This window comes from Desulfovibrio sp. 7SRBS1, assembly GCF_049723905.1.
Lineage (GTDB): Bacteria > Desulfobacterota > Desulfovibrionia > Desulfovibrionales > Desulfovibrionaceae.
The window spans coordinates 2,677,916-2,691,185 of the sequence record NZ_JBJKFD010000001.1; the positions used below are offsets into that span (position 1 = coordinate 2,677,916).

Sequence of the window (13,270 nt, forward strand, 5' to 3'; positions counted from 1 at the left end):
CCATGCGCATAGCCATAACCAACTTCACCGGGGAAATGCCCCGTCTCGATCCCCACCTTCTGGACCCGGCCCAGCCCCAGCGCGCTCTGAACTGCAAGCCCGGTTCCGGCGCGCTTGTCCCGTGGCGCAACCATGCCGAAGTGCAGCGCCCGGCCAAGCAGGGCGTCACCCGCACCCTGCACCTGCTGGAAGGCCGCTACTGGCTGCACTGGCCGCGCCGGGTGGACTGCTGCCGCCTGCCCGTGGCTTCGTCCATCAAGGGGCAGACCGTTATTTCCGGCCTGGACAAACCCCGCCTTACCGACCTGGACCTGGCCGCGGACGGAGCAGGCCAGGCCTATCCCCTGCGCACCCGTCCGCTGGGAGTCCCCGCCCCTGCCATGCCGCCGCAGGCCGCGACCGGATCGGGAGGCGACGGCGAACTGCGCAGCCTCAGCTACGTCTATACATTCGTCAACAAATGGCACGAGGAAGGCCCGCCCAGTCCGCCCTCGCCCGTGCTGGAAGCCCGCCACGGACAAACCGTGGATGTCTTCAACCTTCTGCCCCCGGAAGACGGCTGGAACATTGCCTCGCGCCGCATCTACCGCACCCTTGCGCCGTCTTCAGGTCCGGCGGAGTGGTGCTTTTGCGCGGAAATACCGGCCACGCAGTTTTCCTTTGCCGACAACATCCCGGACGACGAGCTGGGCGAAGTGCTGGAAACCGAGCGCCACATTGAGCCGCCCGCCACCCTGCGCGGCATCATTTCCCTGCCCGGCGGTTTCCTGGCCGGGTTCAGCAACAACGAGCTGCGCTTTTCCGAGCCGTACCAGCCCTGGGCCTGGCCCCTGGAATACGCCCTGCACACCGACCACCCCGTCGTGGCCCTGGGCTCGTTCGGCGCCACCCTGGTGGCCGCCACCACGGCCCATCCATATGTGGCTTCGGGCAACCATCCCTCGGCCATGAGCCTCTCCCGCCTGCCCGACCGGCAGGCCTGCGTCTCGCCCGGCGGGCTGGTCTCGCTGAACGACGGCGTGCTCTACCCCTCGCCCGACGGCCTGTACTTCATCGGCAGCAAGGGCGGACGGCTGGCAACCGGACCACTCATGGACCGGGACGCATGGCAGGAACTGAACCCGACCTCCATGCACGGCTGCGTGCACGACAGCCGGGTCTTCACCTTTTACACCACAGGCCAGGAAGACCAGCCGCCCCAGCCCGATCTTGCGCCTGTTGCGCTGGTCAACGGGCCGCAGCTCAATGGCTCCGCCCTGGGCACCTCGCCCATGGACGGACAGCCCTGGCTGGAAACCTTTCCCCAGGGCGGCGGGCTCATTTTCGACTTTTCCACGGAAACACCCGTGCTCACGTTTCTGGATTTCTACGCAGCCGCCGCCTATGCCGCGCCCGAAACCGATACCATGTACTGCAACCTGCCGGACACAGAAGGGCAAAGCCGCATCTGCGCCTGGGAGCACGGCACCACGCCTCTGACCGCCCTGTGGCGCTCCAAGATATTCACCCTGCCCCGGCCCGCCAGCTTTGGCGCGGCCCGGCTGGACAGCGACTTCGACCACGGCCCCGTTACCCTGCGCGTTCTGGCGGACGATAAGCTGCGGCTGGAAAAAAGCATCACCAGCCCCGATCCCATACGCCTGCCCGCTGGCTTCAACGCCATGCGCTGGGAAATCGAAGTGCAGGGCGCGTCACGCGTTACCCAGGTATTGTTGGCGCAGACAGTGGATGAACTGGGGGGAGAGTAAAAAGGAACTCGGGGGAAGGGGACAACCTTTTTGAAAAAAGGTTCTTCCCCTTCCCCCGAACCCCCTTCCCCGTTCCAAAAACTTTTAACCGTTTGAACAGGAAGCAAAGAATTTTACCTCCAAAGACGTTCGGAGACAGATATGACCGATAGCCCGACAGCCGACCAAAGCACCCGCCTATGGCGCGAGCTGGAAAGCCAGCGTGCCCTGGCTCAGGAGTCCCGCGAGACCCTCATCCGGCTGGAAACCCAGCTTGCCAACCTGACCAGCAATCTGGATGAACTGCGGACCGGCTCCGCCATGCCCCGCTGCACAGACCACGCCCGCCGCATCGACGCCCTGGACCGTGATTTCCAGGGATTCAGCACCAAAATCTGGCGCTTTGCCAGCATACTGGCCGCGTCCATGATCATGCTCGGCGTCAGCAGCCTGTGGGAGATCATCACCCAATGAACAACAGACGTACCCTGCCAGCCATCCCCGATGTACCCGACAGCGCCGACCCCATGACCGCACCCGCACTGCGCGCACTCAAGGAGATCATCGAAGTCCGCGAAGGACTGCGCGGCAATCCACAGGACAAAGCCGTCACCCTTCGCGACCTGTACGAGATGGGGCTGATTCAAAGGAAATAGGCAATAAAGGGTTCTTTCCTCCCCCACACCCCCTCCTTTTCCAAAAACTTCTAATATTTCTGCGTAAACCCTCCAACCTGCTCCCGTCGGGAGAATACTTTCCCGCCACCTGTGTTCATGTTGTGTTTTTCCGCTTGCGGAAAACACGACATGTAATGCGGGGGCTCGGGGGAGATCATCTCCCCCGGCGGGGGTCTGGGGGCAGCGCCCCCAGCCTACGGAGTACTCACACCATGAACACAGCAACTACCCAGCTTGAACAGATGACGGGCTTTTTGCGTGGCGACATGCAGGCCGTGAAGTTCTGCGACGACCTGTTCGCCCTTACCCAGACCTGGGACGATCTGGTGGACGGCGACCGGGAGGTTACGCCGGAAACCGTGAACCGGGCCTTCTGGCGCGCCCTGGTGGAACTGCCGCAAAACCCGTTCTACCAACGGTACATGCGGGAACTGCACCCCGTACTACGCGGCTTTTTCAACGACTGGTTCGACGCCAACGCCTTGGAAGACGGCGACGTGCACGAACGCACACTTTCCTTTGTGCTGCGCGACGCCATAGGCGGCATTGTCGGCCAGTGCGCCTACCTTGTGGGCGGCTACGAATGGATGCGGCAGGTCTCGCCGGACATCCGGCGCATGATCCACGACGAACACCTGGAAGACTACCTGAGGGGGTTGAAATGAGCGGCATAGGCGGCGCATTGAGCGGCCTGACAGGACTTGCCGGGTCCATATTCGATTACAACCGGTCCTCCAATGCCGCGAACCAGAGCCAGGGATACTACGATCAGATGGCTTCCGCGGCCCAGGCACAGACCGGCCTTTCCCAAAAACAGGCCCAGCTGGCGAGGGAACAATGGGACCGCTACCAATCCCTGTACGGTCCGCTGGAAGAGGACATGGCGCGGGAATACCGCAGCGACATGGGGCTTTACCGGCCGCTGAAACAGGCCCAGGTGACGGACGCGGTAAAGGACATCAGCCTGTACCGTCCGCTCAAGGAAGCAGTGGTCAATGACTCGCTGGACCGCATGGCGCGGCTGCGCCCAGTGGAAGAAGCGCTGACGCAGGAGGCCCTGGAAGGCGTGAACCCGGACATTCCCGGAGCCATGGGACGTGCCAGCGCCAACGTGCGCAGTTCCTTTGCCAAGGAACGCGAGGCAGGCCATCGCAAGGCTGAGAGCTTGGGACTGGACCCGGCCATGACCGAATACATGGACCGTTTGGCCGGGCTGGATGCAACGGCTGCCGAGGCATCGGCCCGGACTTTGGCCGCAGAGCGCGAACAGGACCGGGCGCGGGACCAGACGCAGGCCTTGCGTTCTGCCGTGCTGGGGCTGGGCAGCACGCCGTCCACCTACTATTCCGGGGGCCTGCGCACGCCCAGCTACAGCCTGCCTTCTGATACGTCCGACGATGCCATGCGGCTGTACAGCGCGGCTGCTTCCGGGCTGGGCAATGCGGCGGGGCGATACGCTTCGCTGGGCAGCCAGTTGGGCAGCCTTTCGGACGCACGTTTGCGCTCCGGATATGGCCTGCTGAACAATGCTCTGAGTTCGTTTTCTTGGTAACGAAAAAAAACGAAACAACGAACCTATCGCGCCTTTATCAGCAGCCCGACCAACCTAGCCCCCATATACGAACGGGACAGCCAAAGGCAGCCACAGGCTCATGGTCAATGCCGAAAGAATGTTGAGAAGCAGCCCCGCAAGCAGCAGAATTGGCAACCGGGCCCCGCGCATTTCCCCAAAGGCCAGGGCATTGGCAGGCGTGGCCACGGGCGTCATAAAAGCGCAGGTGGAGGCGCAGGACACGGCCACCATAAGCGGCAGCGGCCCACCCGGAAAGGCGTGGCCCAAGGTGGCGGCAATGCCGAAAAAGGCGGTTGCCACCACCGTGTTGGAAAAGACCTCGGTAAGAAACATCACCCCGAGGGACATGGAAAGAATAAGCAGCAGAGGCGCCATTCCCACGGCCCGGACTTCCAGAGTTCGGGCCGTTTCCTTTGCCAGCCCGGAAAACTGCACCACGGCCATGATGCCCAGCACCAGGGCCAGAAAGGCCAACCCGCGCAGGGGCAGACCGGTGACGCAGTCGGCCGGACGCAGCAGGCGGAAGCCGGAATACGTGCGGAAACACAGGGCCACGAAGACGCAGGTAAAGACGAATGCCGCCAAGGCCCGCAGTGACGGGGCAGCCAGATACAGGGGCAGATGCAGGGCCATGACCAGACTGTCCAGCAGCCAGTAGAGGAAAAAGGCGGCAATGAGCGCAAAGGCCCGGCGCTGAGCAGGAGAAGCGAGCCCCTCGGAAGCGTCGGAGACATCGGCCGCTGGCACCACCAGGGCGCGGATGCGGCACAGGGGAACGGCCACGTAACGGGCGCATATCCAGGCCAGGACCAGCAGCGTGGCGGTAAGTGGCAGACTCCAGGCAAACCAGTTGCCAAAGGTTATCTGGCCTGCCTGGGGCATCTGGAAAACATCCAGTGCGGCCAGAAGAAGGAGGTTGGCCGGACTGCCGATGAGCGACCCCATGCCGCCGATGTTCGCGCCCCAGATGATGCACAAACAGGCCAGGGTGGCGGCGTTGCGCGATTGGACAGTGGATTGGCCGGGAGCGTCGCTTTCCGGCGTTCCCTCCCGCAGGCTGCGGGCCAGCGGGAGCAGAGCCAGAACGCTGATGGCGTTGGGCAGAAAAAAGGAGAGCAGGGCCGGAGCCAGAAGCAGCCCCCAAAGCACGCGGCCCAGTCCGGCGTTGCGCGTACTGCCGGCAGTGCCAGCCTTGCCGAACAGATGCGGCACCACACGGCCGGTCAGGTCGTGGACCGCCACCAGACGGTAGACCAGATACCCGCCCGCAAACAGGCAGACCAGGGGCAGACGTCCCCGGAGCATCTGCAGAACAAGCACGGCGTCCACTATTGAGCGGCGTTCCCGGCCTAGCGGGCCATGGTGAATTCCACCGTGACCACGGAACGGACCTTCTTTTCTATGGTGGAGGTGTCGTACATGCCGTAGCCCGCCACATCCACGGAGTCGGGCGGCGTTATCTGGAACACGCCCTGCTGGGCCGAATTGAGCTGGCCCACCTTGAGGCCGCTGCCCGAGGCGAATTGCCCGGCACGTTCGCGGGCATTGCGCGTGGCCTGCCCGATAAGTTCGTTTTTCACGCCTGTGAGGTCGGAGCAGAAATATTCCGGCGAGCGCGCCATGAGGTCCACGCCCTGGCTGATAAGGCTGGAGCTTTTCTTGGCAATGTCGCGGATGGCCTCCACCTTGTCCGAGCCGACCTGTACTTCCTGTTCCATCTCATAGCCTGCGACGTCCCCTGTGGGGCGCCCCTGCCGGTCGTAGACATTAATGGTCATGGTCCGGACCGGGGAGGTTCCTGTCCATTCTTCGGGAATGCCCGATTCCTTCAGAAACACGAGCACCTTGTTCATGTCCCTGTTCAGGGTTGCATAGGCGGATTTGAGATCGTTTCCGCGGGCGCGCACCGTGGCGCCCCAAACGCCCTTGTCCGCGCGCACGATCTTTTCGGCCACGCCCTTTACCTTGATGGTCTTTTCCTGGGCCTTGACCTGCAAAATGGTATTGGTGGAAATCCAGGCCGCGAACACGATGGATGCGGCCAGAAAAAATCCCATGAAAAACAACCCGTCGCGGGTTCCTTTGCTCTCCATAGAAAGACTCCTTGTCTTGTGCGGACACTTTGAGCCATCCGGGTAGTATCAAACCTGCTTTTTCTTGTACTTCAGGCCAAGCATAATGGAAAGAGGCGGGAAAAAGAAACTGCTCAAATATCCAGCCGGGCGGGGTTATTGACAAATCCTGTCCATGACCTCGGACAACGCCTCGAAGTCATAAGGCTTGGACAGCACCTCGTTCATCCCGGTCTTGAGCAGACGGCTGCGGTCTCCGGCCACGGAATAGGCGCTCAGGGCGATGATGGGCACATCCGAATTCCCGGCCTTGCCGGAACGTATGGCTTCCGCCGCGTCCAGACCGCTCATCAGCGGCATGTAGACGTCCATGAGAATGCAGTCCACGGAGTGGACCTTCAGCAGGTCCAGCACCTCGCGCCCGTTGCGGGCCATATAGACCGCGTGTCCCCGCACCTCCAGGCCATTGACCAGAATGCGCAGGCTTGTGGGATCGTCGTCGGCCACAATGATCTTTCGGCCGGTTGCCGCGGCAATATCCGATACGCACTCAGCAAGGGGCGCTGTGGATGCCAGGGCCAAGGCCTCGCTTTCCTGCTCCGGCATACGGACGAGGATGGTAAAATACATGTCCGTGCCGCGCCCTTCCTTGGTGTCCACGCTGATGGTGCCGCCCATCATCCCCACCAGCTTGCGCACGATGCCCAGCCCCAACCCTGTGCCCGGATAGATTTTGCGCGAGGAGCTGTCCCCCTGGGCAAACGGTGTAAACACGTCTTCCAACCGATCGTCGGCAATGCCTATGCCCTGGTCCGAGACGCAAAAACAGATCAATCCCCGTTCGCCGCGTCGTCCGTACGGAAGCGGAAACGCCTCGATGACAATACGGCCATCCTGGGCGAATTTAATTGCATTGCCCACCAGATTGAACAGCACCTGCCGCAACCGCCCGCTATCGCCCTGCACTTCCTCGGGAGTCGAGGAAGCCACCTGCAAACGGATATCCGGTCCGTTGCCGCCCTGCTCGTCGGTCTGGGTGGCGAAGCTTTCGGCCACTTCCGTGACCACCTCCCGGATATTCATCGGGGATTCCTCTATGCGGACGCGCCCCGCCTCGATATTGGCAAAATCCAGAATGTCCGAAAGAATGGCCAGCAGGCGCCGTCCGGTTGTGCGGGCCATTTGCACATATTCCTTCTGCGACGCGTCCAGTTCGCTCATCTCCAAAAGCTGGAGCATGCCGAAAATACCATTGAGGGGCGTGCGGATTTCGTGGCTCATATTGGCCAGGAATTCGTTTTTGCTCCGGTTGGCCGCTTCGGCAGCGTCCCTGGCTTCGATGATGATCTGCTTGGCCCGGTGCCGCTCCGTAACGTCCTCGGCAAATCCGTCCACGTACATGACGCTTCCGCTCCCGTTACGTTCGGCCCGCAGCCACATCCGGGCCTGGAAAATTTCGCCCGTGGTTTTGGCAAGCCAGACTTCCCGTATCACCGCCATATTCGCCGACAGCAGCGGGGAAAGCACCTCCATGAGCCCCTGGCGGGGAAGATATTGTCCCAACCCGTCCGGTCTGCCTCCGCTTTGCAGCGACGGTTTCCCCGGCAGGTTCAACATGCGGCAGAACGCCGGATTGATGTCTATGAAACTGCCGCCGAGGGTTATGCGAAACGCACCAACCGGAGCGTTCATAAAAATACTCCGGTACCGATCCTCGGCCAGGCGCAATGCCTCCTGGGTCTGTTTCCGCATATCCAGTTCCCGGCGCAACGCCCGGGTTTTTCGCTCGACCCTGCGCCGCAATATCCGGTTGAACATGACGACCACCGCACCGCCCGCCGCCAGCAAAGCCAACAGCCCTATGGCCACCTTCGCCAGCCATTCCGGAACGTATCGTCCGCCCACATCCAGAGATATCCACTTGTGAAAAACATCGTGCAGGCGGGACTCCGGAATGGCGTCCAACCCCTTTTGCAGGATGTGCCCCAGCATGGGCCAGTCTTTGCGCGAACCGATGCTCAGCTTGTATTCAAATCCGACACTGCCCGCCACCTTGAGGTTGGGCAGTGTTTCCTTTTCTATGCACCAGGCAGCCACGGCCAGATTCTCCACCAGGGCATCGACCACACCGAATGAGACGTCGCGAAGTCCCACCTGAATGGTCGGCACCTCCACAATATCGAAGCTGTCTTTGTAGTGTTTCCGCAAATAGTGGACGGCTGCGTAGTTTTTGACAACGGCGACCTTACGACCGCGCAGGCTTTCGAGATTCTGCCCGCCGCTGAAGCCTTTGGACGTGATGATGACCAGGGGGAGGGTGATATAGGGCGTGGTGAAGTTCATGTATTCCCGCCGGGCGGACGTGCCGACAACGGTGGGGGCTATGGCGGCCCTGCCCTCCCGCATGGACATGAGCAGATCTGTCCAGCTGGTGGAGGGGCGGTAGGTAAAGCGGACGCCCAATGCTTCTTCCAGCAAGCGGCAAAGGTCACTGGCCATCCCGTCGAATTCATTTTCCTGGTTGAGAAATTCCATGGGAGAGAATTTGCGGTCGAACTGCACGATAAGTTCGCTTTTGTGCTCTTGCAGCCACTGCCGTTCCTGCGGCGTAAGGTCGGCCTTCCCGACGTCGTCATATTGTCGGCATCCGGCACCGAGAACAAGCCAGAAGACAACCAGCGCCGCCCCTGTCAGGGCAAGCCGATTGAGCTTTAATCCGGCTCCGTACCGAGTAAAAACCTGCATAGCGCTCCCGCCGAACCATGTCCGCACGTCTTGCAAACCCAGCTGGCCCCCTGCCCGGCTTTCGACGTGTCCCAACTCGCGCAATATGTTGCCGCGTTTCCTACCTGAAAGTGGAAGTATTACTATTTTCCTACAAATTGGAAAAGCGTTTAAAACATAGTGCCGCCTTCTGCCGGGCCAAAGGCGCCTCCTTCCTCTTCAGCCGGTCTTTTTCCCCCAAACACAATCTTCAGTTGGTCCAGAATATGTTACTTGTTTGTTACAGCGAGAAAAAGGGGACAAACCCATACATTTTCCAGTGCTTGCCACCGGCTGTAACCAAATAGTAACATTCGATTCGTCAAATCGTAATCTCGGCATGAAATGAATTACTCCAAAATGAGGGAGAATGAAGATGCCCAAGGAAACCATATTGATCGTCGAAGACGACGAAGATATTCTGGGTTTATTGGAATATAATGTCGAGGCAGCCGGATACCGGCCGATTACAGCCGCCGACGGCGCTTCCGCCGTGGCAAAGGCCCGCCAGTACACACCGGACCTCATCCTGCTCGATCTGATGCTGCCCGGCATGGACGGATTCGAGGTCTGCAAGGAACTGAAAAAAGTACCGGAAACAGCAACCATACCCATCATCATCCTCACCGCCCGAGGTGAAGAGGTGGACCGCATTGTCGGTCTGGAACTGGGTGCCGACGACTACGTGGTAAAACCTTTCAGCCCCCGCGAGGTGATCCTTCGCGTCAAGGCGATAATGCGCCGCAGCACGGCCACCGAGCCGACCCGCCAGATCTGGAATCTGGAAGGGCTGGCCGTGGACCTCGACGCCCACAAGGTGGAGGTGGACGAGGAAGAAGTGCAGCTGACCGCCACGGAATTCAAACTGCTTTCGGAGCTCATCCGCAGCCAGGGACGGGTCCAGACCCGCGACCAGCTGCTCAACTCCGTCTGGGGCTATGAATTCGACGGGTACGCCCGCACCGTGGATACCCATGTGCGGCGGCTCCGCCAAAAGATAGGCCAATACTCCAAATTCGTTGAAACAGTCAGAGGCGTGGGATATCGCTTCCGGGGTTGATTGAGCATGGTAAAAAACCTTTCCTTCAGGGCCCGGCTCCTTTGGAGCTTCCTGCTGCTTATCGTCATCTCGCTGGTTCTGCCCATGTGGTATTCGGGCCATGTGGTGACGCAGGACCTTCAGGTAGAAAGCGAAACAGATGCCGAACGCCTGCTCCGTCTGGTCGGACGCATGCTGGAAAAGGACCTGCATTTCAACGATACGGAAGCCCTGAACCAGTGGTTCAAAGTAGTGGGCACGGACCTGCACGTCCGGCTCACCTACATTGCCGACAGCGGCAAGGTCATGGCCGATTCCGACGTGCTCTACAGGGATTTGGGCCATATGGACAACCACTCCCACCGCCCGGAAGTGATGACCGCCATGTCCGGCAAGCTGGGGCTCAGCTCCCGCTACAGCGATACGCTGGGCACAAAGCTCATCTACATAGCCGACCGGATTTCCCCGTCCGACGGCCTGCCCGACGGAATCCTGCGCATTGCCATGCCCGTGGCAACGCTTATGGACCGCAAGGACCGGCTTATCGGCAACCTCCTCATCGGAGTGGCCCTCACCTTCATACTGGCCCTGCCCCTGTGCTGGGTCATCACCCGCTACCTGGGCCGCCAAATCCAGAACATGACCACCATTGCCACGGCCATTGGCGAAGGCGACTACAACCGGCGCATGCTCTTTTATCCGGGACGGGAATTTTCGCCCCTGGCCAATTCCATCAACAAGATGGCCCAGAACATACGAGGGCAGATTCACACCATCACCGAACAGAACCAGCAGCTTGAAGCCATCTTGGAAAGCATGAAGGAAGGCGTGATGGTGCTGGACACCCAGGGACGCATCCGCTCCTTCAACAAGGCCATGGTCGGCATTTTCCCCAAGATGGCGGGCGGACTCGGCAAACGGCCCATTGAAGTGGTGGTGGATTCCAGCCTGCAGCAGGCCTGCGACGCGGCCCTGACCGCCAAAACCGCCGAAGACTCCCGCATGAAGACCATGCTGATAGAACCCGACGGCAGCAATGTGTACGACGTCAGCATCGTGCCCCTTGCCAGGGAAGACACAGACCTTGGCGCCGTGGCCGTGTTTCACGACATCAGCGAACTCAAGCACCTGGAACGGGTCCGCCGCGACTTTGTAGCCAATGTGTCGCACGAGCTGCGCACCCCCCTTACCTCCATCAAGGGCTACGCCGAAACCCTGCTGGACAATGAAAAGGGCATTTCCAAGGCGTCGGCGCGTTTTCTGGAGGTCATCCTCAAAAACGCCAACCACATGACCAAGATCGTCGGCGACCTGCTCAGCCTGTCCCGCCTGGAAGCCGGGCGGCAGAAGCTGGAAATTCGCAAGGTAGATGCCGGAGCTGCCGTCAATTCCGCTTTCCGCGAATGCCAGCCCCTGGCGGACGACCGCAACATTACGCTGACCAACGAAATTACCGGCGACAAGTTGTGGGTCATTGCCGATTTTGACCGGCTTGTTCAGGTCTTTCGCAACCTGGTTGAAAACTCCATCCGTTACAGTCCGGAAAAATCCCATGTCAGCGTCGGGACCATTCCCGAAGAAGACCGGGTGGTGCTGTGGGTCAAGGACGACGGCCCCGGAATTCCCAGAAACGAACAGGAACGGATTTTCGAGCGCTTCTACCGTTTGGAGTCGCACAGCAACAGGCTTCCTGGTTCTTCGGGCCTGGGGCTGGCCATCACCAAGCACATCATCGAGGGACACGGCGGGGAGATATGGCTGCAAAGCCCGGTGGAAGGAACGGACAAGGGCGCGGTCTTTTTCTTCAGCTTAATGAAACCCAACCGCAACAATTCCGAAACGGAAGCCGTGCAAACTTAGACGTTCCTCGGTACGTCGCAGGATTCAAAAAATTTTCCTGATCGATACAAATGACAGGACAAGGACGGTTTACATCCATGAGCCAAATATCAAAAATGAGCGCCCAAAAGCTAAATTTCTATTATGGAAATTTCAAGGCTCTGGACGCCATCAACCTCGATTTCAACGAAAATCAGGTTACAGCCCTCATAGGCCCCTCCGGCTGCGGAAAAAGTACGTTTCTGCGTTGCCTCAACCGTATGAACGACCTCATCCCCGGCACCCGGGTCGAAGGCTCCCTGACCCTGGATGACGGGCAGCTCTACGACCCCAAGGTGGACGTGGTGGAATTGCGCCGCCGCGTGGGCATGGTCTTTCAGAAACCCAACCCCTTTCCCAAAACCATTTTCGAAAACGTGGCCTACGGCTTGCGCGTCAACGGCATCCACGACCAGAACCTCATTGCCGAACGCGTGGAAGTAAGCCTCAAGGGCGCGGCCCTGTGGGACGAGGTGAAGGACCGGATCAACGAATCGGCTCTGGGACTGTCCGGCGGACAGCAGCAGCGCCTTTGCATTGCCCGGGCCATGGCCGTGGAGCCGGAAGTCCTGCTCATGGACGAACCCTGTTCCGCACTCGACCCCATTGCCACGCAAAAGATAGAGGAGCTTATCTTCGAGCTGAAGAAGAACTTCACCATCATCATCGTTACCCACAGCATGCAGCAGGCTGCACGTGTATCCGACGTCACCGCCTTTTTCTACATGGGCAAACTCATCGAGACAGACAAGACGGAAACGCTCTTCACACGGCCCAAAAACAAACAAACAGAAGACTACATTACCGGACGTTTCGGTTGATCCATCAAGTGACGACGGAGGATTGAGCACATGGAATCAAAACTGCATCTCGAACAGGAATGCGACCTGCTGCGCCTCAAGGTGCTGGAAATGGCCGCATCGTGTCAGAAGGCCATAAGTCAGGCACTTCAGGCCTATGTTGACCGCAATACGGAAATGGCCCAGGAGGTCATCGACAACGATTGCAACATCAACGAACTTCAGTACACCATCGATGAAAAGGCGCTCAGGCTCATGGCGCTGGACCAGCCCGTAGCCCGCGACCTCCGCTTCGTCCTTGGCTGCACCTACATCGCTTCCAACCTGGAACGGGTGGGCGACCAGGCCGTGAACATCTCGGAACGCGCCCTGTTGCTTGCGCAGCGTCCGGCACTGCCCCATAACCCGCTCATGGCCGAGCTTTCCGACACGGCCCAGGCCATGCTCAAGATCGTCATCGAAGCTTTCAACACGGGCGACCCCGACCTGGCCCAAAAGGTCTGCGAAATGGACGCCAAGGCAGACACCCTGAACCTGAAAATCCTGACCCATTACATCGACTATATGATCCAGGAAAGCCGTTCCGTGGAACGCGCCGTCCACAATATCATTTCCGCCAAATGCCTGGAACGCGTGGGTGACCTGGCTACCAACATTGCGGAAAACATCATTTTCATCATCAAGGGTATAGACATCCGCCAAACCTGCCGCCCCTACTAGAGCGCCCGAGCAGACAAAAAC

12 protein-coding genes are annotated in these 13,270 nt (G+C 60.0%); 9 read left to right on the plus strand and 3 right to left on the minus strand.

From position 1 onward, the window contains the following. The first annotated feature begins 2 nt into the window (after positions 1-2). The 5 genes from ACI0FJ_RS12150 to ACI0FJ_RS12170 all read left to right on the plus strand — a co-directional run bounded on the left by ACI0FJ_RS12150 (position 3) and on the right by ACI0FJ_RS12170 (position 3,956). The gene (locus ACI0FJ_RS12150) at positions 3-1,748 is read left to right on the plus strand and encodes a hypothetical protein (protein ID WP_424303743.1); all 1,746 of its coding nucleotides are present in this window, start codon (positions 3-5) and stop codon (positions 1,746-1,748) included. A 141-nt stretch (positions 1,749-1,889) separates the two neighbouring features. Next, positions 1,890-2,201, plus strand: a complete 312-nt coding sequence (locus tag ACI0FJ_RS12155; protein ID WP_424303746.1) for a hypothetical protein — start codon at positions 1,890-1,892, stop codon at positions 2,199-2,201. Continuing rightward, positions 2,198-2,383, plus strand: a complete 186-nt coding sequence (locus ACI0FJ_RS12160) for a hypothetical protein (RefSeq protein WP_424303749.1) — start codon at positions 2,198-2,200, stop codon at positions 2,381-2,383. The genes ACI0FJ_RS12155 and ACI0FJ_RS12160 overlap by 4 nt, the downstream gene beginning before the upstream one ends. A gap of 233 nt (positions 2,384-2,616) precedes the next feature. After that, positions 2,617-3,069, plus strand: coding sequence for a hypothetical protein (locus tag ACI0FJ_RS12165; RefSeq protein ID WP_424303752.1), 453 nt, complete (start codon positions 2,617-2,619; stop codon positions 3,067-3,069). After that, the gene (locus ACI0FJ_RS12170; protein ID WP_424303755.1) at positions 3,066-3,956 is read left to right on the plus strand and encodes a hypothetical protein; all 891 of its coding nucleotides are present in this window, start codon (positions 3,066-3,068) and stop codon (positions 3,954-3,956) included. The genes ACI0FJ_RS12165 and ACI0FJ_RS12170 overlap by 4 nt, the downstream gene beginning before the upstream one ends. A gap of 54 nt (positions 3,957-4,010) precedes the next feature. Here the strand turns inward: ACI0FJ_RS12170 and ACI0FJ_RS12175 are convergent, their stop codons facing one another. The 3 genes from ACI0FJ_RS12175 to ACI0FJ_RS12185 form a co-directional block, all read right to left on the minus strand. Further along, on the minus strand, positions 4,011-5,306 hold the full coding sequence (locus tag ACI0FJ_RS12175; protein WP_424303758.1) for an SLC13 family permease: 1,296 nt from the start codon (positions 5,304-5,306) through the stop codon (positions 4,011-4,013). A gap of 20 nt (positions 5,307-5,326) precedes the next feature. Beyond that, complete coding sequence (locus tag ACI0FJ_RS12180; RefSeq protein ID WP_424303761.1) at positions 5,327-6,070, minus strand: SIMPL domain-containing protein; 744 nt, start codon at positions 6,068-6,070, stop codon at positions 5,327-5,329. A gap of 135 nt (positions 6,071-6,205) precedes the next feature. Then, entirely contained in the window at positions 6,206-8,794 is a 2,589-nt protein-coding gene (locus ACI0FJ_RS12185; RefSeq protein ID WP_424303764.1) for an ATP-binding protein, read from the minus strand. 394 nt (positions 8,795-9,188) lie between these two features. Here ACI0FJ_RS12185 and ACI0FJ_RS12190 point away from each other — a divergent pair, with 394 nt between their 5' ends. The 4 genes from ACI0FJ_RS12190 (at position 9,189) to phoU (ending at position 13,249) form a co-directional block, all read left to right on the plus strand. After that, positions 9,189-9,872, plus strand: a complete 684-nt coding sequence (locus ACI0FJ_RS12190) for a response regulator (protein ID WP_424306558.1) — start codon at positions 9,189-9,191, stop codon at positions 9,870-9,872. A gap of 6 nt (positions 9,873-9,878) precedes the next feature. Further along, positions 9,879-11,711 (plus strand): ATP-binding protein, encoded by a 1,833-nt coding sequence (locus ACI0FJ_RS12195; RefSeq protein WP_424303767.1) that lies wholly within the window; start codon positions 9,879-9,881, stop codon positions 11,709-11,711. 77 nt (positions 11,712-11,788) lie between these two features. Then, positions 11,789-12,550: a phosphate ABC transporter ATP-binding protein PstB gene (gene pstB / locus ACI0FJ_RS12200; protein ID WP_424303770.1), complete on the plus strand. Its 762-nt coding sequence runs from the start codon at positions 11,789-11,791 to the stop codon at positions 12,548-12,550. 30 nt (positions 12,551-12,580) lie between these two features. Continuing rightward, positions 12,581-13,249: a phosphate signaling complex protein PhoU gene (phoU, locus tag ACI0FJ_RS12205; RefSeq protein ID WP_424303773.1), complete on the plus strand. Its 669-nt coding sequence runs from the start codon at positions 12,581-12,583 to the stop codon at positions 13,247-13,249. Positions 13,250-13,270: the final 21 nt, after the last annotated feature.

Coding starts and splice junctions, on each gene's coding strand:
- ACI0FJ_RS12150 (WP_424303743.1), top strand. CDS start 3: ATGCGCATAGCCATAACCAACTTCACCGGGGAAATGCCCCGTCTCGAT.
- ACI0FJ_RS12155 (WP_424303746.1), top strand. CDS start 1,890: ATGACCGATAGCCCGACAGCCGACCAAAGCACCCGCCTATGGCGCGAG.
- ACI0FJ_RS12160 (WP_424303749.1), top strand. CDS start 2,198: ATGAACAACAGACGTACCCTGCCAGCCATCCCCGATGTACCCGACAGC.
- ACI0FJ_RS12165 (WP_424303752.1), top strand. CDS start 2,617: ATGAACACAGCAACTACCCAGCTTGAACAGATGACGGGCTTTTTGCGT.
- ACI0FJ_RS12170 (WP_424303755.1), top strand. CDS start 3,066: ATGAGCGGCATAGGCGGCGCATTGAGCGGCCTGACAGGACTTGCCGGG.
- ACI0FJ_RS12180 (WP_424303761.1), bottom strand. CDS start 6,070: ATGGAGAGCAAAGGAACCCGCGACGGGTTGTTTTTCATGGGATTTTTT.
- ACI0FJ_RS12185 (WP_424303764.1), bottom strand. CDS start 8,794: ATGCAGGTTTTTACTCGGTACGGAGCCGGATTAAAGCTCAATCGGCTT.
- ACI0FJ_RS12190 (WP_424306558.1), top strand. CDS start 9,189: ATGCCCAAGGAAACCATATTGATCGTCGAAGACGACGAAGATATTCTG.
- ACI0FJ_RS12195 (WP_424303767.1), top strand. CDS start 9,879: ATGGTAAAAAACCTTTCCTTCAGGGCCCGGCTCCTTTGGAGCTTCCTG.
- pstB (WP_424303770.1), top strand. CDS start 11,789: ATGAGCCAAATATCAAAAATGAGCGCCCAAAAGCTAAATTTCTATTAT.
- phoU (WP_424303773.1), top strand. CDS start 12,581: ATGGAATCAAAACTGCATCTCGAACAGGAATGCGACCTGCTGCGCCTC.